Genomic DNA, 19,874 nt, shown 5'->3' with positions numbered 1-19,874 from the left:
CATAATTCGTGGGGGTCTGACGTCGCCCCCAAAATTCCTCAGACCAATCGGCTCTGATCGATGGCCGCCTTGATGAAGGCGGTGAACAGCGGGTGCGGCTCGAACGGCTTGGACTTCAGTTCCGGGTGGAACTGCACGCCGATGAACCAGGGATGATCGGGGATCTCGACGATCTCCGGCAGTTCCCCGTCCGGCGACAGGCCGCTGAACTTCATCCCGCAGCGCTCCAGACGCTCCTTGTAGTACACGTTCACCTCATAACGGTGACGGTGCCGTTCGGAGATGTCGGTGGTGCCGTAGACCTCGGCGACCTTGCTGCCCTCCAGCAACTTGGCCGGATAGGCGCCCAGCCGCATGGTGCCGCCCAGGTCGCCGACCTCGGCACGACGCTCCAGCGTGTTGCCGCGCATCCACTCCGTCATCAGGCCGACGACCGGGTTGCCCGGCTTGCCGAGTTCGGTGGAGCCGGCATCCTCGATCTTCGCCATGTTGCGGGCGGCTTCGATCACCGCCATCTGCATGCCGAAGCAGATGCCGAAATACGGCACCTTGCGCTCACGCGCAAATTGGGCCGCCCGAATCTTGCCTTCGGTCCCGCGGGAGCCGAAGCCGCCGGGCACCAGAATGCCGTGGACATTCTCCAGCCGCTTCACCGCCGCGTCGTCGTCCTCGAAGATCTCCGAATCGATCCAGTCGAGGTTGACCTTGACGTTGTTGGCGATGCCGCCGTGGGTCAGCGCCTCGGCCAGCGACTTGTAGCTGTCGAGCAGGCTGATGTACTTGCCGACCACCGCGATGGTGACCTCGCCCTGCGGCTTGCGCACCCGCTCCATGATGCGGGTCCAGCGCGACAGGTCCGGCTCCTTGTCGGTCGGCAGGCCGAAATAGCTCAGGACCTGGGTGTCGAAGCCTTCCTCATGGTAGCTGATCGGCACCTGATAGATCGAATCGACGTCGAGCGCCGCGATCACCCGCTCCGGACGGATGTTGCAGAACAGCGCGATCTTCTTGCGCTCGTTCTCCGGGATCGGGCGGTCGGCGCGGCACAGCAGGATGTTTGCCTGGATGCCGACGCTCAGCAGCTCCTTCACCGAATGCTGGGTCGGCTTCGTCTTCAGCTCGCCGGCGGTCGGGATGTAGGGCAGCAGGGTCAGGTGGATGTAGAGGACATTCTCCTGCCCGACCTCGTTGCCGAACTGGCGGATCGCCTCCAGGAAGGGCAGCGACTCGATATCGCCCACCGTGCCGCCGATCTCGATCAGGACGAAGTCCTCGTCGGTGGCGTCGGCGCGGATGAATTCCTTGATCTCGTCGGTGATGTGCGGAATGACCTGGACGGTGCCGCCCAGGTAATCGCCGCGACGCTCCTTCGCGATCACGGTGGAATAGATGCGGCCGGTGGTGATGTTGTCGCCCTTGCGGGCCGACACGCCGGTGAAGCGCTCGTAATGGCCGAGATCCAGGTCCGTCTCAGCCCCGTCGTCGGTCACGAAGACCTCGCCGTGCTGATAGGGGCTCATCGTGCCGGGATCGACGTTCAGGTACGGATCCAGCTTGCGCAGCCGCACCTTGTAGCCGCGCGCCTGGAGAAGCGCCCCAAGCGCCGCCGATGCCAGACCTTTGCCCAGCGAAGAAACGACGCCACCGGTGATGAAGATGTAGCGAGTCATGTCCGTCCGAAGAGCTTGAGAGCTGTTCCATGTCCCCGGAGGGGACGCATGTTTCCTGCCCCCGTAGGGGGCGGATATTTCATGTCCCCGAGGGGTCGGCGCCGAAACTCACGTCGCGGTCGTCGGCCCTCAAAAGAAAGAGGCGGCTTCGGGGAGGCCGCCTCGCTGTCCGCTTCGCACCCGTGCGCTGGGAATTGCCCCGTTACTGGGACACCGGCGGCGCGGGTTGGGCCGGAGCGGCCGGCTGCGCCGGGGCCGCCGGAGAGGCCGGCAGCGTGTCGATGATCGACGCCGGGCGCGAATGACCGCCGGCCAGGATCGCCAGCACGATGCTGGTGGCGAAGAAGCAGCCCGCCAGAATGCCGGTGGTCCGCGTCAGCAGATTGGCCGTGCCACGGGTGCTCATCATGCCGCCCATGGTGCCACCGCCGATGCCGAGTCCGCCGCCTTCCGACCGCTGGATCAGGATCACGCCGACCAGCCCGACGGCGATCAGCAGGTGAATGACCAGAATCACCGATTCCATGCGATGCTCACCCCACGCCCATCCCAAAAATCGAATAGCGCGCCACAGGCCGTCTTAAGGGCCCGTGGCGCGCGCCCATTGTTTGTACCGCGCCGCCGCGGGATATGCCAGCGCCAAAATACCTTTGGCATATCCGTTGGCGGCATGGCTGACACCAACGTGCCGTATCAGCGGCAGGCGGTGGCGATCGCCCAGAAATCGTCGGCCTTCAGGGCCGCGCCGCCGACCAGCGCACCATCGACATTCTCCACCGCCATCAGTTCGGCCGCGTTGTTCGGCTTGACCGAGCCGCCATAGAGGATGCGGACCTTGGCGGACTCGGCGATCTTGCCGTCCAGTTCGGCGCGGATATGGGCGTGCATCGCCTTCACGTCGTCCGGAGTCGCGGTCTTGCCGGTGCCGATGGCCCAGACCGGCTCATAGGCGATGACTGTGTTCTCGGCATTCGCACCGGCGGGGATGGAGCCGGCGAGCTGGCCCGACACCACGGCGTTGGCCTGGCCGGCATCACGCTGCGCCTCGGTCTCGCCGACGCAGATGATGGCGACGAGGCCTTCCTTGTGGGCGGCCACCGCCTTGGAGTTGACCACGGCGTCGCTCTCGCCGTGGTCGGCGCGGCGCTCAGAATGGCCGAGGATGACGAAGCGGCAGCCGGCGTCCTTCAGCATGGTCGGCGCCACGTCGCCGGTGTGGGCGCCGGAGGTCTTCGGCGCGCAGTCCTGGCCGCCCAGCGCCAGCGGGCTGTCGGCGATCGCCTCCCCCACCGGGAACAGCAGCGGGAAGGGCGGGCAGACCAGCATGTCGAAAGCGACCGGCCCGGCGCCCTTCAGCCGACCGGCGAGGTCGGAGGCGAGATCCAGCCCGTCGGCCTTCAACCCGTTCATCTTCCAGTTTCCGGCGATCAGCTTCCGGTTGGCGGTCATGGTCGTTTCCTTCTTGTGTCGGCTTTATATGGGAACTTGTGGAACGTTCTTGGCCTCTCGTGACCCATGCCCATAGCAAGCCCGCCGCGGAATTTCCACTCACCCGACCGGCACATCGGCCGCCGACAGCCATAAGAGACATCTTGTAGCAGCCGCCCGGCGAAGGCCCGTCGGACCCACGGCGGAGCCACATCAGACGAAGTGCCATGTTGCGGATGCCCCTTTCCGGAATAGCATCATTCGCAAAACACCAACCAGACGCGGCGAAGGCCTGATCCCCATGAAGAACTTCTCGGACCTGACGGAAAAGGAGCTGCTGGCGCTCGCCATCGCGCTGGAGGAGGAGGACAGCCGCATCTATGACGAGTTCGCCCACGCCCTCGCCGACAATTATCCCGACACGGCCAAGCTGTTCCGGGCCATGGCGTCGGAGGAGAGCGGGCACCGGCACCGGCTGCTGGAGCTGTTTCGCGCGCGATTCGGCGACCACATCCCGCTGATCCGCCGCCAGGACGTGAAGGGGTTCGTGGAGCGCAAGCCGGTCTGGCTGACCCGGCCGCTGGGCCTCGACACCGTGCGGCGTCAGGCCGAGCTGATGGAGGCGGAGACCAAGCGCTTCTACACCCGCGCCGCCCAGCGGTCGCAGGACGCCGCCATCCGCCAGCTGCTGGGCGATCTCGCCGAGGAGGAGCGGCGGCACGAGGCCAAGGCGGAGCGGCTGGAGGCGAAATACGTCTCGCCGGAGGTTCGGGAGCACGAACACGAATCGGAGCGCCGCCTTTTCCTGCTGCAGGTCGTGCAGCCGGGTCTGGCCGGGCTGATGGACGGGTCGGTGTCCACACTGGCCCCGCTGTTCGCCGCCGCCTTCGCCACCCAGGACAGCCACGAGACCTTTCTGGTCGGTCTGGCCGCCTCCATCGGCGCCGGCATCTCGATGGGCTTCGCCGAGGCGCTGTCCGACAACGGATCGCTCACGGGGCGCGGCAGCCCGTGGCTGCGCGGGCTGGTGTGCGGTGCCATGACCACGCTGGGCGGGTTGGGCCACGCCCTGCCCTATCTGATCCCGCATTTCTGGACGGCGACCGCCATCGCCGTCGCCGTGGTGGTGGTCGAACTGGCCATCATCGCCTGGATCCGCAACCGCTATATGGACACGCCGCTGCTGTCCGCCGCCTTCCAGGTGGTGGTCGGCGGGCTGCTGGTTTTCGCCACCGGCATCCTGATCGGCAGCGCCTGAGCGATGGCGGGAAAAGCCGCCGGCGGGAACGAGCTTGTTCTTGTAACAGGACGCACGATTGTTTATGTCTGACTTGCTGTCCTAATTAGAACAAATCGAACCAACCGCGTTGCCATGGCTGACCTGAAAGCGGGCGTGAACCAGCTCTTCCTCCGCGAGGAGGAACTCCGTACCGGGATGGAGCTGCTTTTCTACGCCTATCGCGAATTCACCGCCGAACCGGATGAAATTCTGGCGGAAATCGGCTTCGGCCGCGCGCATCACCGCGTGATCTACTTCGTCGGCCGCTATCCCAAGATCACCGTGTCGGAACTGCTGGCGATCCTGAAGATCACCAAGCAGAGCCTGTCCCGCGTGCTGGGCGAGTTGGTGCGCCAGGGCTTCATCGACCAGCAGACCGGCGCCCGCGACCGGCGGCAACGGCTGCTGGAGCTGACGGAAAAGGGTGTGGAGCTGGAACGCCAGCTGTCGGAGACGCAGCGTCAGCGCATTGCCCGCGCCTATCGCATGGCGGGGGCCGAGGCGGTGGAGGGATTCCGCAAGGTGATGATGGGCATGCTGGACGAGGAGGACCGGGCGAAATTCGCACCGCCCGTTCCCCCTGCCCGTCTTGCCACTAAACGCTAGTTCGGATCAGCCGGCCTTCGATTCGGCCTTTTCCGCCGGCGCGGCCGCAGTATCGGCGCTTGCGGATTGGGTGGCGCCGTCGGCCGGCTTGTCGGCGGCCGTCTTGGCGTCGTTCGGATTGCGGCGGCGGAAGCCGCCCTTGCGATACACCACGTTTTCGGAAGCGCCCGGTGGGCATTGAACGATATTCCCGCCCTTCGCCAGGAAGGCACGGGTCATGTCGGCGAGGTCTTGGGCGTCCAGGTCCCGGGGGTCGTTGGACCTGTGGTCATAAGCCATCGTGATCGCTCCTCGTGTCTCTCGGCCCTCAGCGGAGGGCATATGGAGGATAACACGGATCGAGGCCAAAACGGCCAAACGCTTACACGCCTGCCCGCCATGCATACCCAAGGTAAGTCCCGCATGGCGGCCCTATGTCGATTGCGGGGAGCCGCGTTATAGTCCCGTCATGACCGAAGATCAGCCTCATATCCTGGTCGTCGACGACGACACCCGCCTGCGCGAACTCCTGCGCAAATATCTCGCCGGCAACGGCTTTCTGGTCAGCACGGCCCGCGACGCCGCCGATGCGCGGGCGCAGCTGGGCGGGCTCGCCTTCGACCTGCTGGTGCTCGACATCATGATGCCGGGCGAGTCGGGGCTGTCGCTGACCGAATCGCTGCGGCGAGAGCGCGACCTGCCGATCCTGCTGCTGACCGCCCGCGACGAGCCGGACGACCGCATCGCCGGGCTGGAGGCCGGGGCCGACGATTATCTCGCCAAGCCCTTCAATCCGCGCGAACTGCTGTTGCGCATCAACTCCATCCTGCGTCGGCAGGCCACGCGCCCGCCGGAGCCGGCGGTCCCGCCTGCGGCGCCGGTGCGGCTGGGTCCGCTCCTTTATCTGCCCGACCGTGACGAACTGCGCCAAGGCGACGAGGTGATCCGCCTGACCACGGCGGAGGCCAGCCTGCTGCGCATCCTCGCCACCTCCCCCGGCGTGACCTTCACGCGCGACGAGCTGACCGAACGCAGCAAGGTCGCCGGCAACGCGCGCACTGTCGATGTCCAGGTGACCCGCCTGCGCCGCAAGATCGAAGCCGACCCGCGCGAGCCGCGCTATCTCCACACCGTCCGCGGCGAGGGATATGTGCTGAGGCCCGATCCGTGACGGCGGCCGGCAGCGGACGGGCCGGCGCCGACGGAGCCGCGGCCGGCAGGGCGGCGGCCCGGCGCGCCGAACGGCGGCGGCGGACGCCCTTTCTGAAGCGCTTCCTGCCGCGCACCCTGTTCGGCCGGTCTCTGCTGATCATCGTCACGCCGGTGATCCTGGCCCAGGCGGTGGCGACCTGGATCTTCTACGACCGCCATTGGGACACGGTGACCAACCGGCTGGCCTATGCGGTCGCCGGCGACATCGCCACCGTCATCGCCATGCTGGAGCGCGACCCGTCGCAGGACGGCCGCGACTGGACGCTGGCCACCGCCGCCCGCACCACCGACCTGATCGTCACGGTGGAGCCGGACCAGACGCTTCCGGACAAGCGCCCGCAACTGAGCGGCCTGTTGGAACGCACGCTGGGCAAGGCGCTGGACGAGCGGGTCGGCCGCCCCTTCACCATCAACACCCGCGTCGCCCATGAATGGTACGAGATTCGGGTGCAGATGGCCGACGGCGTGCTGTCGGTGATGTCGCCGGAGCGCCGTCTGTTCACGCCGACCAGCTATATCTTCATCCTGTGGATGGTCGGGTCGGCCATCGTGCTGTTCGCGGTCGCCATCCTGTTCATGCGCAATCAGATCCGGCCGATCAAGCGGCTAGCCATCGCCGCCGACGCGCTCGGCAAGGGGCGCGACGTCTCCAACTTCAAGATGGAGGGCGCGACGGAGGTGCGGCAGGCCGCCTCCGCCTTCCTGCTGATGCGCGAACGCATCCAGCGCCAGATCAACCAGCGCACCGAAATGCTGGCCGGCGTCAGCCACGACCTGCGCACCCCGCTGACCCGGATGAAGCTGGCGCTCGACATGATCGAGGATCCCGACCTGGATCCGGAGGTGGAGGAACTGAAGGCCGACGTCGCCGAGATGGAGACCATGATCGAAGGCTATCTCGCCTTCGCCCGCGGCGAGGGGACGGAGGCGGTGCAGCCCACCGACCTGACCCGCCTGCTGAACGAGGTCGCCGCCGGCGCCCGGCGCGACGGGACCGAGGTGACGCTGACCGCGCCGGACGGGCTGATCCTGCCGCTGCGCCCTAACGCGGTCCGCCGTTGCATCGCCAACCTGCTGGTCAATGCCGGCCGCCATGCCGGCACCGCCTGGGTCAAGGCCGAGCCGAAGGACGGCGTGATCGAGATCACGGTGGATGACGATGGCCCCGGCATCCCCGCCTATCTGCGCGACGACGTGTTCAAGCCCTTCTTCCGCGTCGACAGCAGCCGCAACCTCGACACCGGCGGTTCCGGCCTTGGGCTCACCATCGCGCGGGACGTGGCGCGCAGCCACGGCGGCGACATCACGCTGGACGACAGCCCCTATGGCGGCCTGCGCGCGGTGATCCGGCTGCCGGTATGATTTCATGAAAAAGCCCGCCTTCATTCAGGCGGGCAATTCATGTCATGCAATGACGGCCTCGTCCCCGCCTCTCCTGCGAACAGGCCCGGCGGGGATGGGGGCAATGGACGGGTCAGTCGTTACTGGTTCGCCGCCGCGGCGACCACGTTGGCGCCGGCCAGCTCGCCGCCGATGCCGTTGTTCAGCGCCCAGATGGCGGCCTGGGTGCGGTTGGAGGCGTTGATCTTGCGCAGCAGGCTCTTCAGGTGAACCTTCACGGTGGCTTCCGTGATGTTCAGGTGGTTGGCGATCATCTTGTTGCTGTCGCCGTTCAGCAGGCAGCGCAGGATCTGCACTTCACGCTGCGACAGGCCCTTGCGCGACACCGGCATCTCGGTGCCGTTGCCGTTGACGCGGCCGGAGATCAACAGCGCGGCTAGATGGGTCGGGAACACCTTCTCGCCCATCATCACCAGCTTCAGCGACTGGGCCAGCGCGTCGGACGACAGGTCCTTCATCAGGTAGCCGTCGGCGCCGGCCTCCAGCGCGTTGGCGAGGCGGCGGGTGCACAGGTCGCTGGTCAGGATGACCATGCGGGTTTCCGGAAGCAGGGCGCGCAGGCGGCGCATCCCGTCGGCTTCCTCGTCGCCGCCATTCTGCAGGTCCAGAAGGACAAGCTGAGGCCGCAAGCCGCTTTCAACCGACCCCAGCGCCTCCCGCAGGTTTCCCGCCTCGGCAACGATCTGGAAGGGCGAATCATCGAGAAGGCGCTTCAGCCCCTCGCGAAACAGCTTGTTCGAGTCGATAAGAAAAGCGCGCACTGAGTCCATCGTCCGCTCCCGCAATTTTGGTCGATCGTCATGACGTCGTGGCCAGGGTGGAGGCCGTTGTACAGAGGAAGGTCCCGACGCATTGGCGATTCGGCGACTACCCCTGGATAGCCTCGGCAGGCCGTTATTTAGGGGGAGGTTACCCCCGTGTCGTGTCCTACGGTACCACTCTCCGGAGTTAAAAGAAGAACGCATTGGGCATATGCGCAAAGCCTCTCCAAGATTTCCGGTTCCAAAGATATCACAGTGGCGAACATTGACGCGCGCGAAGGCGTTAACTGTTTTGTTAACCACCACTTATTTGCGTAAGCCGACCTCTCCTAAGCGAGTGAGGTCGCAATTTTTTCACACGAAGTTGTATGGGCAGCCGCCAGCGTGGTGATGCCAACAGATAACCCGAAGGGAGATGCCACACTTTCGATATAGCCGCGTCTGCGGCGATGGTCGTACAGCTTGACCGGTCCCGGCCGCGCATGCGCATTTCTGCCGGCTTCCGCCGCCCGGGCGGCACTGGACGAGGACGGAATGGGCTGGCAGATCATCGTCGCCGCCATAGCGGGCTATCTGGCGCTGTTGGGGCGCAGTGCGTGGAAGCAGGGCGAGTTCCGCCAGTTCCTGCGCAGCCTCGCCATCGTCGCCACCCTGTGCGCCCTGCTGGCCGGCGCCGTGGCCCTGGCGATGCTGCTGGATGGGGCGTAGGCCGCACCCACCGCAACAAAAAAGGCGCCGGCGGTTTCCCGCCGACGCCCTTGCTGGTCAATCCGCGTGGATCAGCTGAGCGGGATCGCCACGAAGCGCAGGTCGCCCTTGCGGTCGACCAGAAGCAGGACGGACTTCTTGTTCTGCTCCTTGGCCTTCTGGACCTTGGCGGTCACGTCCTCGGGCTTGCGGACCTCTTCCTGGCCGACCTCAATGATGACGTCGCCGGCGCGCAGGCCCTTTTCCGCCGCGGTGGAGTTGCCGGCCACCTCGGTGATGACCACGCCCTTCATGTCGGGCTTGATCTCGTACTGCTGGCGCAGTTCCGGGGTGATCGTCGTCAGTTTCATGCCGAGGGATTCGGTCGGCTTCTGGACCGGCGCCTTCTCCTTCGGCTCCTGCTTGTCGTCCGGACCGGCGGCGAGCAGACCCTGCTCCTCCGCGGCCTCCAACTCACCGACCTTGACCTGGACGGTCTGCGACTTGCCCTTGCGCCACACCTCGACGGGGACGGCCTTGTCGATGGCCGTTTCGGCGACGACGCGCGGCAGGCGCCGCATCTCGTCGATTTCCTTGCCGTCGAACTTGGTCACCACGTCGCCGGCCTGGATGCCGCCCTTGGCCGCCGGACCTTCCGGGGTGACGGAGGCGACCAGCGCGCCCTTGTGGTTGGGCAGCCCCAGGCTCTCGGCGATCTCCGGCGTGACCGCCTGGATGCGCACACCCAGCCAGCCGCGACGGGTCTTGCCGTATTCCTTCAGTTGCGCCACAACCTGCTTGGCGAGGTTGGACGGGATGGCGAAGCCGATGCCGACCGACCCGCCCGACGGCGAGAAGATGGCGGTGTTGATGCCGATGACCTCGCCGTTCAGATTGAACATCGGGCCGCCGGAGTTGCCGCGGTTGATCGAGGCGTCGGTCTGCAGGAAGTCGTCGTAGGGGCCGGCGTCGATGTTGCGCTGGCGCGCCGAGATGATGCCGGCGGTGACCGACCCGCCCAGGCCGAACGGGTTGCCGATGGCCAGCACCCAGTCGCCGACGCGCATGGCGTCGCTGTCGCCGAAGGGTACGGCGACCAGCGGGTGGCTGGTCTTGATCTTCAGCAGGGCGAGGTCGGTCTTGCTGTCCTTGCCGACCAGTTCCGCCTTGATGTTGGTGTCGTCCTGCAGGATGACGGTGATCTCGTCGGCGTCCTGAACGACGTGGTTGTTGGTGACCACATAGCCGTTCTTGGAGTCGATGACAAAGCCGGAGCCCAGCGAGGTCGCCTTGCGCTGCGGCTGGTCCTGCTGCTGCTGGCGGTCGAAGAAGTCCCGGAAGAAATCCTCGAACGGCGAGCCCGGCGGGAATTGCGGAATCTCCGGCCGCTGGCCCTGCGGACGCTGCGGCGCGTTCTGGCTGGTGGAGATGTTGACGACCGCCGGCAGAAGCTTTTCCGCCAGATCGGCGAAGCTGCCGGGCGCGTTGCGGGGCGGGGTAGCCGCCTGGGTCTGGGTCGTCTGGGCTTGGGCCGCCTGGGCCTGGGCGGGGACGGCACCGGCCAGCGCGCCCATGACCGCACCGCCGGCCATGACCGAGGTCATGCCCCAGACGATGGCGGCGACCAGCGGCCGGACGCCCGCCTTGCGAGACCGGGCTTCGGCCACGGCGCCGCGCGTGGCGGGTTCGAAGTTGGGTATGCGAATCAACGTGCTCTCCCTACCAGACGTCCGGCCGATTCCGTGGGCGGGAGCGGCCGCCCGGTTCTGGGCCATATATGTGTTGGGCCACGAGTATGGCCGCAAGATGGCGTGCCGGTCCAGTCGGCACCAGTGGAAATCTTAAGCCTTCGGATTTCCATTGAAACAATGCTGCGGACCGCCTGCCGTGGCCGCAGGCATGCCGAACATGCCTGCGGCCGGATCGGGGGTTGCCCCCGACCCGGCCGCAAGAGCGCGTCGATCCCGCGTTGCGGGAGCTTACTGCGCCGGCGCGGGGGCCGGCGCGGGAGCCGGAGCCGGAGCCGCATTGGCGGCCGGACCGCCGCCCGCCTGCGGACCCGGGCCGCTGAAGTAGCGGAAGAACTCCCCGTTAGGCGACAGCACCATGGTGGTGTCGTTGCCGTTCAGCGACTTCCGATAGGCTTCGAGCGACCGGTAGAAGCCATAGAAGCCGGGGTCCTGCGAGGTCGCCTCGGCGATCAGCTTCAGCGCGGTGTTGTCGCCTTCACCACGCAGGATCTGCGCGTCGCGCTGGGCCTCCGCGACGATGACGGTGCGTTCGCGTTCGGCGCGCGACTTGATCTGCTGCGACTGTTCCTGACCCTGGGCGCGGGCCTCCGCCGCTTCGCGTTCGCGTTCGGAGCGCATGCGGGCGAAGATCGACTGGCTGGTCTCCTCCGGCAGGTCGGCGCGGCGGATGCGGACGTCGACGATCTCGATGCCGAAGCGCTTGGCCTCGTCGTTCACCTGCGCCTTGATGTCGGTCATGATGCGGGCGCGCTCGTCCGACAGCACCGCCAGCACCGTGACGTTGCCGAGCACGCGGCGCAGCGAGGAGTTGACGATCGAGTTCAGGCGGGTTTCGACCACCGCCTCGGTCCCGGCGGTCTGGTAGAAGCGCAGCGGGTCGTGGATGCGGTAGCGGGCGAAGGCGTCGACGTCCAGCCGCTTCTGGTCGGCCAGGATGACCTGCTCCACCGGCGGGTCGAGGTCGAGCACGCGGCGGTCGATCAGCCGGACTTCCTGGATGAAGGGGATCTTGAACTTGAGCCCCGGATCCTGGATCACCCGGCGCGGTTCGCCGAACTGCAGGACCAGCGCCTGCTGGGCCTCGTTGACGGTGAACAGCGAGGACGACGCGACGATGCCGAGCGCCACGATGGCGATGCCGGCGATGGCGAGGGTGCGTTTCATGATGCGATCCTCCTCACTGGCCGGACATTGACGGATTTTGGGACAGCGAGGACAGCGGCTGCGTCTGCGTGCCGGACCGTGCGCCGCCCTGGTTGCTGCCCGGATTGGCCGGAGCTTGGCGCGGCGCCTGCTGCTGCGGGACCGGTGTGGCGTTGGGGGCCAGCTGGTTCAGCGGCAGATAGGGAACGACGTTCTGCGCCGATCCCTCGACGATGATCTTGTTCCGGCCGCGGAGGATCTCCTCCATGGTTTCCAGATACATGCGCTTTGCGGTGACGTCCTTGTTCAGCGCATAGGCCTCGTACACCTTGCGGAAGCGCTCGGCATCGCCCTGCGCCAGGCTGACCACCTGCTCGCGATAGGCCGAGGCCTCCTGCACCAGCCGCTCCGCCTCGCCGCGGGCGCGCGGGATGATGTCGTTGCGGTAGGCTTCCGCCTCGTTGCGGGCGCGTTCGCGGTCGGCGCGGGCGCGCTGAACGTCGTTGAAGGCGTCGATGACCGGCTGCGGCGGATCCGCCTTCTGCAGCTGGACCTGGGTGATCTCGATGCCCGACTGGTATTCGTCCAGCATGGTCTGGAGAAGCTGACGGGTCGAGGTTTCGATCTGCTGGCGGGCCTCGGTCAATGCCGGCTGCAGGTCGGTACGGCCGATGACCTCGCGCATGGCGCTTTCGGCGGCCTTTTTCACCGTCACTTCCGGTTCGCGGATCTTGAACAGGAAGTTGCCGGCGTCCTTGATGACCCAGAACACCGTGAAGTCGATGTCGATGATGTTCTCGTCGCCGGTCAGCATCAGCGACTCGTCCGGCACGTCGCGGTCGGTGCGGCCGCCGGCGACGGAGGAGCGGTAACCGACCTCGATCCGGTTGACGCGCGTCACCTTGGGCAGCAGCACCGTTTCGATCGGCGACGGCAGGCGGTAGCGCAGGCCGGGCTGCTCGGTGCGCACCCATTGGCCGAAACGCATGACCACGCCCTGCTCGTCCGCCTCGACGCGGTAGATGCCGCTGGCGAGCCAGATCAGGCCGAGCACGCCCGCGACCAGCGCGATGCCGCGGCCGCTGCCGAATCCGCCGGGCATGGCGCGGCGCAGGCGATCCTGGCTGCGGCGCAGGAGATCCTCAAGGTCGGGAGGCTGCGGGCCACCGCCACCGCCGCCATTCCCCCCACCCTGTGGGCGCCCCCACGGGTTGCCCGGGCCGTTGTTGCCCGGCGGGGGACCCCAGGGGCCGCCACCACCGCCCCCACCTTGATTGTTCCACGGCATCCGACTGCGTCCCCCTCTGCGATTCGTCCCATCATGTGGAAGCGCAATGGCTTAAGCCCCGCGCATCCCTTTACCGATCTCGTCCGTCGGTCCTATAGTCCCCCATACCCTTCGGCAAGGATTCCACCAACGGATATCCGCCAATATCGGGAAGACAGCGGAGTTTTCAACCATGGCGCAGATCAGCGAAGCTCAAGTCATGCAGGCGCTGAAGACCGTCATCGACCCGGACCGGGGCGGGGACATCGTCAGTTTGGGCATGTTGTCGGGCCTCGTGGTGCGCGACGGCCATGTCGCTTTTTCCATCGAAGTCGACCCCAAACGCGGCGCCCAGGCCGAGCCCCTGCGCCACGCGGCGGAAAAGGCGGTGGACGCCCTGCCCGGCGTCCTGTCGGTCACCGCGGTGCTGACCGCCCATCGTGCCGCCCCCCAGGCAGCCCCCCAGCAGGCGCATTCGCATGCCGGACATGGCCACGCGCACGGGCATTCGCATGGCGCTGCGCCGCAGGGCGACCCGCAGAAGCCGCTGGTCCCCGGCGTGAAGGCGATCGTCGCGGTGGCGTCCGGCAAGGGCGGCGTCGGCAAATCGACCACCTCGGCCAACCTCGCCCTGGCGCTGGCCGCCAACGGGCTGAAGGTCGGGCTGCTTGACGCCGACATCTACGGCCCGTCGATGCCGCGCATGATGGGCATCTCCGGCCGCCCCAACAGCCCCGACGGCAAGCGCCTGGAGCCGATGGAGAATTATGGCATCAAGGTGATGTCGATGGGCTTCCTGGTGGCCGAAGACACGCCGATGATCTGGCGCGGCCCGATGGTGATGAGCGCGCTGCAGCAGATGCTGCGCGACGTCAACTGGGGCACCCTCGACATCCTGGTCGTGGACATGCCGCCTGGCACCGGCGACGCCCAGCTGACCATGGCCCAGCAGGTACCGCTGGCCGGCGCGGTGATCGTCTCCACCCCGCAGGACATCGCCCTGCTCGATGCCCGCAAGGGCTTGAACATGTTCCGCCGCGTCGATGTGCCCGTGTTGGGCATCATCGAGAACATGAGCTATTTCTGCTGCCCCAACTGCGGCCACCGCACCGACATCTTCAGCCACGGCGGCGCCCGCAAGGAGGCCGACGATCTGGGCATGGAGTTCCTGGGCGAGATCCCGCTGCACCTGTCGATCCGCGAGACCTCCGACCAGGGCCAGCCGATCGTGGTGTCGCAGCCCGACTCCGAGCACGCCCAGGCCTATCGCCGCATCGCGACGCGCCTGTGGGAAAAGATCGGCGGCGGCACCGGCGGCCGCGCGGCGCCGCGCATCGTGGTGCAGTGAAAAGATGGGGGTGCTCGCATCGGTGCCCCCTCCCTAACCCTCCCCCGCTTCGCGGGAGAGGGGACTGCCGCCGCTCTGGCACTTACCCCCCTCTCCCGCGTAAGCGGGGGAGGGTCGGGGAGGGGGCAATCGAAGCCGACCCTCACCCATACCGCCGCAACGCCTCCACCGTCAGCCCCAGCCCGACGGACCCGAAGATGTTGCCTTCCACCACCCGCGCGCCCGGCGCCTCGGCCAGGATCGCGGCGCGGACCTGGGGCAGCAGGGTGGAGCCGCCGGTCAGGAACACCGCATCGATGCGGTCGGCTGTGACGCCGGCATCCGCCAGACAGTCGCGGATGCGGCTGCCGATGCGGGCCGCCAGCGATCCGGTGGCGCGGTTCAGCGCCTCGCGATCCACGGCCAGCGCCAAGTCCCCGTCGCCCCAATCCAGCGCCAGTTCGGCCGACTCATGGTCGGACAGCGCGATCTTGGTGCGTTCCACCGCCATCGCCAGCGCATGACCCTGGCGGTGCTCGACCACGCCGATCAGCCGCCCGATCTTCTCCGGCTCGGCGGAATCGCGCTGCAGACGCTCCAACTCCGCCATCGCCTTGGCGGTGTAGAGGAAGTTGATCTTCGCCCAGGTCGCCAGATCGAAATAGATGCTCCGGGGCGCCAGCAGCCCGGCGCGCTTCATGGCGCTGCCCAGCCCCAGCTCCGGCATGGCGGTGGCAAGGCTGAGGTCGCGGTCGAAGTCGGTGCCGCCGACGCGGATGCCGTCATTCGCCAGGATGTCGCCGGCCCGGTCGGCCTTGCCGCGCCGTTCCGGCCCGATCCGCACGACGGAGAAGTCCGAGGTGCCGCCGCCGATGTCGGCGATCAGCGCCAATTCCTCCCCCGCGACCTGCTGCTCGTAATCGAGCGCGGCGGCGATGGGCTCGAACTGGAAGGAGACGTTGCGGAATCCGGCGGCCCGCGCGATCTGCCCCAGCGTCTCTTCCGCCGCGGCGTCGCCGGCCGGGTCGCCGTCGACGAAATGGACCGGGCGGCCGACGACCACGTCGCCCAACTCGCCGCCCATCGCCTCCTCCGCCCGCTTCTTCACCAGATCGAGGAAGGTGCCGATCACCGCGCGGAAGCTGATGCGGCCCTTGCGGAGCGCGGTGTCGGCGTCGATCAGGTCGGTGCCGAGCATCGATTTGATCGAGCGCATCAGCCGCCCTTCCACCCCCGACACATAGCCGTCGATGGCGGCCTGCCCGATGGTGGTCCGGTCATGCTCGAAGTCGAAGAACACCGCGGTCGGCAGGGTCGTGCGCGTGTCGTCCAGCGCCAGCAGCCGGAAGCCGTCCGCGTCCTGCACGCCCAGCGTCGTGTTCGAGGTGCCGAAATCGAGCCCGCACGCCGTCATGTCCCGCCTCCTGCCCGGATGACCGGTGCGGCCAGCCGCCGCACCGGAAAAGGGGCGAGCGTATAACGGCTCCCGACCGCCGGATCAAGCACCCTGCCTGAAATTCATCAGGCGTGGCGCATCCGCCGGGCACCCAGCGGTCGGCTGGCCAGCAGCACCGGCAGCAGGAACAGGGTCAGGTTGGTCCAGGAGAAGGATCGCTCCCGGCGCCCCTCCCCATCCCGGCCGCGCTCCGGCCGCCGCTCCATCCAGCCGCCGCTGGCGCCCTGATATTCCGGCATGGCGGTCAGCACCCCGCCCGAGGTGGCGGGCGCCGAGCGGTTCTGGAACATGTCGCGCTCAATGGTGTGGGCCAGCGCCCGTTCGGTCATCTGCGGGGCCATCGCGTTGCCGACGGCGGCGAGGCGTCCTTCGGCACCGACGAACAGCTCGCGCTGCGGGTTGCGGGCCAGCGACAGGATGGCGGCGGCGACCTCCTCCGGCGGGTGGATCGGGTTCAGCGGCTTCACGGCCCGGCCGGTGTAGTTGGCGCCATGCTGCCACAGGGGGGTGTCGATGGACGCCGGCATCACCATGCAGACATGGATGTCCGGCTCGTCCACCAGCTCCTGCCGCAGCGATTCGGAGAAGCCGCGCACGGCGAACTTGGCGGCGGTGTAGGGGGTGGCATAGCGCTGGCCGATGTTGGACACCATCGACGCCGTGTTAATGATAATGCCCTCGCCATGGTCGAGGAAATGGGGCAGCACGGCGCGGCAGCCATGGACCATGCCGAAGAAGTCGGTGCGCACCACCTGCTCGAACACCTCGTCGGGGATGTCCTCGAACCGGCCGAAGGCGATGACGCCGGCATTGTTCACCCAGATGTCGATGCCGCCGAAGGCCTGGATGGCGCGGTCGGCCAGATGCTGCATGGCGCGCTGGTCGGTCACGTCGGTCGGCACCACCATGGCCCGGCCGCCGGCCTCGACGCATTCCTCAGCCACCTCGTGCAGCGCCGCCATCCGGCGGGCGGCGAGGATCACCGCAGCCCCCTGGCGGGCGAATTCCAGCGCGGTCGCCCGGCCGATGCCGCTGGAGGCGCCGGTGATGACCACCACCTTGTCGTCCATAGAACGCTTCGCCATGACCGCGGTCCTTTCATTCCGGTTTCGTCGATTGCGCCGTACAACAGCGCCGGTTGACGAAAATCCCGAATGCGACCTTTCGGCCGCCGGTGTGGAGAAGCGGGCGCGAACCCGCTACAGTCACGGGTCTGGTAAGGATTTCGTCCTCAATCAACGTGGAGCGGGCACGGTGCCGGCGAGAGAGCTTGACGTGAAGGGGCTGCATTGCCCGTTGCCCATCCTGCGCACCCGCGCGCTGCTGAACGGGATGGAGACCGGGGAGGAACTGGTGGTCTATGCGACCGATCCGGCCTCCGTCATCGACTTCCGGCACTTCTGCAACACGACCGACAACGCGCTGCTGTCGCACGAGACCCAGCCGGACGAGGTCCACAAGACCGTCTTCATCTACCGCATCCGCCGCGGCGGTTGAGGCGCCCGTCGCCGCCCGCCCGCCGTCCCGCGAAAGGTCCATCCCGATGCCGCTTCCCCTCGCCTCCCTGCCGCCGCTGCGCCCCGGTGCCGTGATCCATGGCCCCGGCTCCTACGGCGTCGATGCGCTGCTGGACGGCTTTTCGGCGGAGCTGAAGCGGCGCGGATTCCGCGTCGGCGGGCTGGTGCAGCGCAACCACGGGCCGGGCGACGATTGCGCCGAGCGGATGGAGTTGGTCGATGTCGCCACCGGCCGTGCCTATGACATCACCCAGAAGCTGGGGCGGGAATCGCAGTCCTGCCGCGTCGACCCGACGGGCGTGGCGGAGGCCAGTCAGGCGATCCGCAACGCCGTCGCGTCGGGTGTCGACCTGCTGGTGGTCAACAAGTTCGCCGGGTTGGAATCCCACGGTGACGGTCTGTCGGACGAGATGCTGACGGCCATCGCCGAGGGCATTCCCGTGCTGACCAGCGTGGGCAGCCGCTATCTCAATGAATGGCAGACCGCCACCGGCGGCTTCTGCGACCTTCTGTCGCCGGTGTCAGACGCGCTGTGGCGCTGGTGGGGTCCGCAGCGGATGTACCGCGATCTGGTCCAGGGCGTCGCCGATGCCGAGGTGCGCCGGGTCGTCACCGGCGACAAGTGGGTGCTGGTGGAAACCGCCGATGGCCTCGGTGTCGCCGCCCGGCAAGCCCCGGCGGCCGAAGATGATCCGCAACGCTGGGCCGACCGGAACTTGCGCGATCTGGCCGCGATGGCCGCGCAATCCTGGGATCCGCTGGAGATCGCCGTCGGCGTCGCCGCCCTGAACGCGCATTACAACCGGCCGGACGTGACCGGTGTCCCCGGCAATGGACTCGACCTGTTCGCCTCGGTGGAGGGCCGCGTGGTCGTGATCGGCGGCTTTCCCCAGCTTGCCCGCCGCCTTCCGCGCGCCCAGGTGATCGACCTGAACCCGCAGGACGGCGAGTACCCGGAGGCCGCCTGCGACTGGCTGCTGCCGGGGGCCGAGGCGGTGGCCGTCACCGCGTCCGCCTTCGCCAACCGCACCCTGCCCCGCCTGCTCCGGGTTTCGGCAGGCGCCACGGTGGCGATGATCGGCCCCGGCACGCCACTGACCCCGCGCCTGTTCGATTACGGCGTCCAGTCGCTGGCCGGCTTCGTCGCCGTCGACCGCGAGGCGGTGGTGCGCACAATCGCCGGCGGCGGCGGGTCGCGCGACTTTCATCCCTATGGCCGGATGGTCACACTGCACCGGCCACCCCACTCTTAACTGAACAAGAACACCGGAGGAGTTGAGACCCCATGGCCGATCTGGACCACCAGACCCGCATCGAACTGGAAGCTGCCGCCTTCCGCGGACTGGTCGAGCATCTGCGCAAGCGCACCGACGTGCAGAACATCGACCTGATGAACCTCGCCGGCTTCTGCCGCAACTGCCTGTCCAAATGGTACGCGGCGGCGGCCAAGGAGCGCGGTGTCGAACTGTCCGACGAGGACGCCCGCATCGCCGTCTACGGCATGCCCTATTCCGAATGGAAGCAGAAGCACCAGAAGGAAGCCACCCCCGAACAGCAGAAGACCTTCGAGGACACCAAGCCGCTGCACGCGGAGATCAGCGGCCACCGGTAAGGCGCAACGACCGGCCCCCTCCCTGCCGCCACCGATACGACGACCGGGAGGGGGCGACCGGGAGGGGGCGCCGCCTCAGGCGCTCACCGAAAAGGGCTGCACCACCGCCTGGAACTCCGCCATCGCCTCGCAGGCGTCGGAATGGGCGGCGAGCGCCGGCCAGCGCGAGCGGTCGAACACCTGCGGATGGGCCTCGCCGACGAAGCGCAGGGCGCAGGCTGCGGCGATGTCGGCGTGATTGATCCGCTCACCGAACCACCAGGGGCCCGGCGCGGCGGCGCGATCCGCCTCCAGCACATCCAGGACCGCGCCGATCTGGCCGGTGCAGCGCTCCACCCATAGGTCCGACCGCTCCTTGTGCAGCACACGTTCATAGACAAGGCTGACCGCCTTGTCGGCGAAGCCGGTGGACAGCGCGCAGAGCTTCAGCGCCCGCCGGCGCTCCGCCCCCTGCCGGGCGATCAGCGCATGCTCCGGCCCGGCGACCTCGTCCAGATGGTCGAGGATGGCGCCGCTTTCGATCAGCACCTCGCCATCGTCCAAAACCAGGGTCGGCACCCGCTTCAGCGGGTTGAAGCGCGCAACCTCCGCCGCGTCGGAAAAGACCGACCAGGGCCGGTGCTCGTAAGCCATGCCATAGAGGCGCAGGGCCACGGCGACGCGGCGCACGAAGGGCGAGTCATATTGTCCGATCAGGATCATCGACGATTTCCCCGCTGACTGCTGAAGAACCTCATCGATCCTAATACGGATTTGTCCCGTGGTCGCATTCTTGGCG

At 67.5% G+C, this 19,874-nt stretch carries 20 protein-coding genes; 9 read left to right on the top strand and 11 right to left on the bottom strand.

Features of this window, described 5'->3' with window-relative positions:
* Nucleotides 1-38: 38 nt before the first annotated feature.
* The 3 genes from B9N97_RS18985 to tpiA all read right to left on the bottom strand — a co-directional run bounded on the left by B9N97_RS18985 (nucleotide 39) and on the right by tpiA (nucleotide 3,119).
* Entirely contained in the window at nucleotides 39-1,670 is a 1,632-nt protein-coding gene (locus B9N97_RS18985) for a CTP synthase (protein WP_085089320.1), read from the bottom strand.
* Between the two features lie 202 nt (nucleotides 1,671-1,872).
* Entirely contained in the window at nucleotides 1,873-2,196 is a 324-nt protein-coding gene (gene secG / locus B9N97_RS18980; protein WP_085089319.1) for a preprotein translocase subunit SecG, read from the bottom strand.
* Between the two features lie 167 nt (nucleotides 2,197-2,363).
* Entirely contained in the window at nucleotides 2,364-3,119 is a 756-nt protein-coding gene (tpiA, locus tag B9N97_RS18975) for a triose-phosphate isomerase (protein WP_085089318.1), read from the bottom strand.
* A 280-nt stretch (nucleotides 3,120-3,399) separates the two neighbouring features.
* Between tpiA and mbfA the strand changes: the two genes are divergently transcribed.
* Both mbfA and B9N97_RS18965 read left to right on the top strand, forming a co-directional pair.
* Entirely contained in the window at nucleotides 3,400-4,356 is a 957-nt protein-coding gene (gene mbfA / locus B9N97_RS18970) for an iron exporter MbfA (protein WP_085089317.1), read from the top strand.
* Nucleotides 4,357-4,470: 114 nt separating this feature from the next.
* Complete coding sequence (locus B9N97_RS18965) at nucleotides 4,471-4,983, top strand: MarR family winged helix-turn-helix transcriptional regulator (RefSeq protein ID WP_085089316.1); 513 nt, start codon at nucleotides 4,471-4,473, stop codon at nucleotides 4,981-4,983.
* A 6-nt stretch (nucleotides 4,984-4,989) separates the two neighbouring features.
* Here B9N97_RS18965 and B9N97_RS18960 read toward each other — a convergent pair whose 3' ends face one another.
* Nucleotides 4,990-5,262 carry a hypothetical protein gene (locus B9N97_RS18960; protein ID WP_244560784.1) on the bottom strand — a complete coding sequence of 91 codons (273 nt, stop codon included), beginning with the start codon at nucleotides 5,260-5,262 and terminating at the stop codon, nucleotides 4,990-4,992.
* Nucleotides 5,263-5,431: 169 nt separating this feature from the next.
* On the opposite strand from B9N97_RS18960, the gene B9N97_RS18955 reads away from it, so the two are divergent.
* Together B9N97_RS18955 and B9N97_RS18950 are read left to right on the top strand one after the other, a co-directional pair.
* The gene (locus tag B9N97_RS18955; protein ID WP_085089314.1) at nucleotides 5,432-6,133 is read left to right on the top strand and encodes a response regulator; all 702 of its coding nucleotides are present in this window, start codon (nucleotides 5,432-5,434) and stop codon (nucleotides 6,131-6,133) included.
* A complete protein-coding gene (locus tag B9N97_RS18950) occupies nucleotides 6,130-7,536 on the top strand; it encodes an ATP-binding protein (protein ID WP_085089313.1) in 1,407 nt (468 codons plus the stop codon). Before B9N97_RS18955 ends, B9N97_RS18950 begins: the two co-directional genes overlap by 4 nt.
* Nucleotides 7,537-7,655: 119 nt before the next feature.
* Here B9N97_RS18950 and B9N97_RS18945 read toward each other — a convergent pair whose 3' ends face one another.
* A complete protein-coding gene (locus B9N97_RS18945; protein ID WP_085089312.1) occupies nucleotides 7,656-8,345 on the bottom strand; it encodes a LuxR C-terminal-related transcriptional regulator in 690 nt (229 codons plus the stop codon).
* 525 nt (nucleotides 8,346-8,870) lie between these two features.
* Between B9N97_RS18945 and B9N97_RS35705 the strand changes: the two genes are divergently transcribed.
* The gene (locus B9N97_RS35705; RefSeq protein WP_167393329.1) at nucleotides 8,871-9,044 is read left to right on the top strand and encodes a hypothetical protein; all 174 of its coding nucleotides are present in this window, start codon (nucleotides 8,871-8,873) and stop codon (nucleotides 9,042-9,044) included.
* A gap of 71 nt (nucleotides 9,045-9,115) precedes the next feature.
* Here the strand turns inward: B9N97_RS35705 and B9N97_RS18940 are convergent, their stop codons facing one another.
* The 3 genes from B9N97_RS18940 to hflK form a co-directional block, all read right to left on the bottom strand.
* Nucleotides 9,116-10,627: a DegQ family serine endoprotease gene (locus tag B9N97_RS18940; protein ID WP_085090659.1), complete on the bottom strand. Its 1,512-nt coding sequence runs from the start codon at nucleotides 10,625-10,627 to the stop codon at nucleotides 9,116-9,118.
* A 375-nt stretch (nucleotides 10,628-11,002) separates the two neighbouring features.
* Complete coding sequence (hflC, locus tag B9N97_RS18935; protein WP_085089311.1) at nucleotides 11,003-11,938, bottom strand: protease modulator HflC; 936 nt, start codon at nucleotides 11,936-11,938, stop codon at nucleotides 11,003-11,005.
* A gap of 13 nt (nucleotides 11,939-11,951) precedes the next feature.
* Nucleotides 11,952-13,205, bottom strand: a complete 1,254-nt coding sequence (hflK, locus tag B9N97_RS18930) for an FtsH protease activity modulator HflK (RefSeq protein ID WP_085089310.1) — start codon at nucleotides 13,203-13,205, stop codon at nucleotides 11,952-11,954.
* Nucleotides 13,206-13,377: 172 nt separating this feature from the next.
* On the opposite strand from hflK, the gene apbC reads away from it, so the two are divergent.
* Nucleotides 13,378-14,532 (top strand): iron-sulfur cluster carrier protein ApbC, encoded by a 1,155-nt coding sequence (gene apbC, locus B9N97_RS18925; RefSeq protein WP_085089309.1) that lies wholly within the window; start codon nucleotides 13,378-13,380, stop codon nucleotides 14,530-14,532.
* Between the two features lie 142 nt (nucleotides 14,533-14,674).
* Here apbC and B9N97_RS18920 read toward each other — a convergent pair whose 3' ends face one another.
* Both B9N97_RS18920 and B9N97_RS18915 read right to left on the bottom strand, forming a co-directional pair.
* On the bottom strand, nucleotides 14,675-15,925 hold the full coding sequence (locus B9N97_RS18920; protein WP_085089308.1) for an Hsp70 family protein: 1,251 nt from the start codon (nucleotides 15,923-15,925) through the stop codon (nucleotides 14,675-14,677).
* A gap of 107 nt (nucleotides 15,926-16,032) precedes the next feature.
* The gene (locus B9N97_RS18915; RefSeq protein ID WP_085089307.1) at nucleotides 16,033-17,052 is read right to left on the bottom strand and encodes an SDR family oxidoreductase; all 1,020 of its coding nucleotides are present in this window, start codon (nucleotides 17,050-17,052) and stop codon (nucleotides 16,033-16,035) included.
* 190 nt (nucleotides 17,053-17,242) lie between these two features.
* Between B9N97_RS18915 and B9N97_RS18910 the strand changes: the two genes are divergently transcribed.
* The 3 genes from B9N97_RS18910 to B9N97_RS18900 are packed head-to-tail and all read left to right on the top strand — an operon-like array spanning nucleotide 17,243 to nucleotide 19,096.
* Complete coding sequence (locus B9N97_RS18910) at nucleotides 17,243-17,464, top strand: sulfurtransferase TusA family protein (protein WP_244560783.1); 222 nt, start codon at nucleotides 17,243-17,245, stop codon at nucleotides 17,462-17,464.
* 46 nt (nucleotides 17,465-17,510) lie between these two features.
* Nucleotides 17,511-18,737, top strand: a complete 1,227-nt coding sequence (locus B9N97_RS18905; protein WP_085089305.1) for a DUF2478 domain-containing protein — start codon at nucleotides 17,511-17,513, stop codon at nucleotides 18,735-18,737.
* Nucleotides 18,738-18,769: 32 nt separating this feature from the next.
* Nucleotides 18,770-19,096 (top strand): DUF1244 domain-containing protein, encoded by a 327-nt coding sequence (locus B9N97_RS18900; protein WP_085089304.1) that lies wholly within the window; start codon nucleotides 18,770-18,772, stop codon nucleotides 19,094-19,096.
* 75 nt (nucleotides 19,097-19,171) lie between these two features.
* Here B9N97_RS18900 and B9N97_RS18895 read toward each other — a convergent pair whose 3' ends face one another.
* Nucleotides 19,172-19,798, bottom strand: coding sequence for a glutathione S-transferase family protein (locus B9N97_RS18895; protein WP_085089303.1), 627 nt, complete (start codon nucleotides 19,796-19,798; stop codon nucleotides 19,172-19,174).
* Nucleotides 19,799-19,874: the final 76 nt, after the last annotated feature.

The organism is Azospirillum oryzae (assembly GCF_900177515.1).
In the GTDB taxonomy this organism is placed as follows: domain Bacteria; phylum Pseudomonadota; class Alphaproteobacteria; order Azospirillales; family Azospirillaceae; genus Azospirillum; species Azospirillum oryzae_A.
Note: the sequence above shows the minus strand (reverse complement) of the source record. Positions and strands in the feature narration are given on the sequence as shown.

Excerpts from the sequence above, each read along its gene's own strand:
- B9N97_RS18985 (WP_085089320.1), bottom strand. The coding sequence starts at position 1,670 with ATGACTCGCTACATCTTCATCACCGGTGGCGTCGTTTCTTCGCTGGGC.
- secG (WP_085089319.1), bottom strand. The coding sequence starts at position 2,196 with ATGGAATCGGTGATTCTGGTCATTCACCTGCTGATCGCCGTCGGGCTG.
- tpiA (WP_085089318.1), bottom strand. The coding sequence starts at position 3,119 with ATGACCGCCAACCGGAAGCTGATCGCCGGAAACTGGAAGATGAACGGG.
- mbfA (WP_085089317.1), top strand. The coding sequence starts at position 3,400 with ATGAAGAACTTCTCGGACCTGACGGAAAAGGAGCTGCTGGCGCTCGCC.
- B9N97_RS18965 (WP_085089316.1), top strand. The coding sequence starts at position 4,471 with ATGGCTGACCTGAAAGCGGGCGTGAACCAGCTCTTCCTCCGCGAGGAG.
- B9N97_RS18960 (WP_244560784.1), bottom strand. The coding sequence starts at position 5,262 with ATGGCTTATGACCACAGGTCCAACGACCCCCGGGACCTGGACGCCCAA.
- B9N97_RS18955 (WP_085089314.1), top strand. The coding sequence starts at position 5,432 with ATGACCGAAGATCAGCCTCATATCCTGGTCGTCGACGACGACACCCGC.
- B9N97_RS18945 (WP_085089312.1), bottom strand. The coding sequence starts at position 8,345 with ATGGACTCAGTGCGCGCTTTTCTTATCGACTCGAACAAGCTGTTTCGC.
- B9N97_RS35705 (WP_167393329.1), top strand. The coding sequence starts at position 8,871 with ATGGGCTGGCAGATCATCGTCGCCGCCATAGCGGGCTATCTGGCGCTG.
- B9N97_RS18940 (WP_085090659.1), bottom strand. The coding sequence starts at position 10,627 with ATGACCTCGGTCATGGCCGGCGGTGCGGTCATGGGCGCGCTGGCCGGT.
- hflC (WP_085089311.1), bottom strand. The coding sequence starts at position 11,938 with ATGAAACGCACCCTCGCCATCGCCGGCATCGCCATCGTGGCGCTCGGC.
- hflK (WP_085089310.1), bottom strand. The coding sequence starts at position 13,205 with ATGCCGTGGAACAATCAAGGTGGGGGCGGTGGTGGCGGCCCCTGGGGT.
- apbC (WP_085089309.1), top strand. The coding sequence starts at position 13,378 with ATGGCGCAGATCAGCGAAGCTCAAGTCATGCAGGCGCTGAAGACCGTC.
- B9N97_RS18920 (WP_085089308.1), bottom strand. The coding sequence starts at position 15,925 with ATGACGGCGTGCGGGCTCGATTTCGGCACCTCGAACACGACGCTGGGC.
- B9N97_RS18915 (WP_085089307.1), bottom strand. The coding sequence starts at position 17,052 with ATGGCGAAGCGTTCTATGGACGACAAGGTGGTGGTCATCACCGGCGCC.
- B9N97_RS18905 (WP_085089305.1), top strand. The coding sequence starts at position 17,511 with ATGCCGCTTCCCCTCGCCTCCCTGCCGCCGCTGCGCCCCGGTGCCGTG.
- B9N97_RS18900 (WP_085089304.1), top strand. The coding sequence starts at position 18,770 with ATGGCCGATCTGGACCACCAGACCCGCATCGAACTGGAAGCTGCCGCC.
- B9N97_RS18895 (WP_085089303.1), bottom strand. The coding sequence starts at position 19,798 with ATGATCCTGATCGGACAATATGACTCGCCCTTCGTGCGCCGCGTCGCC.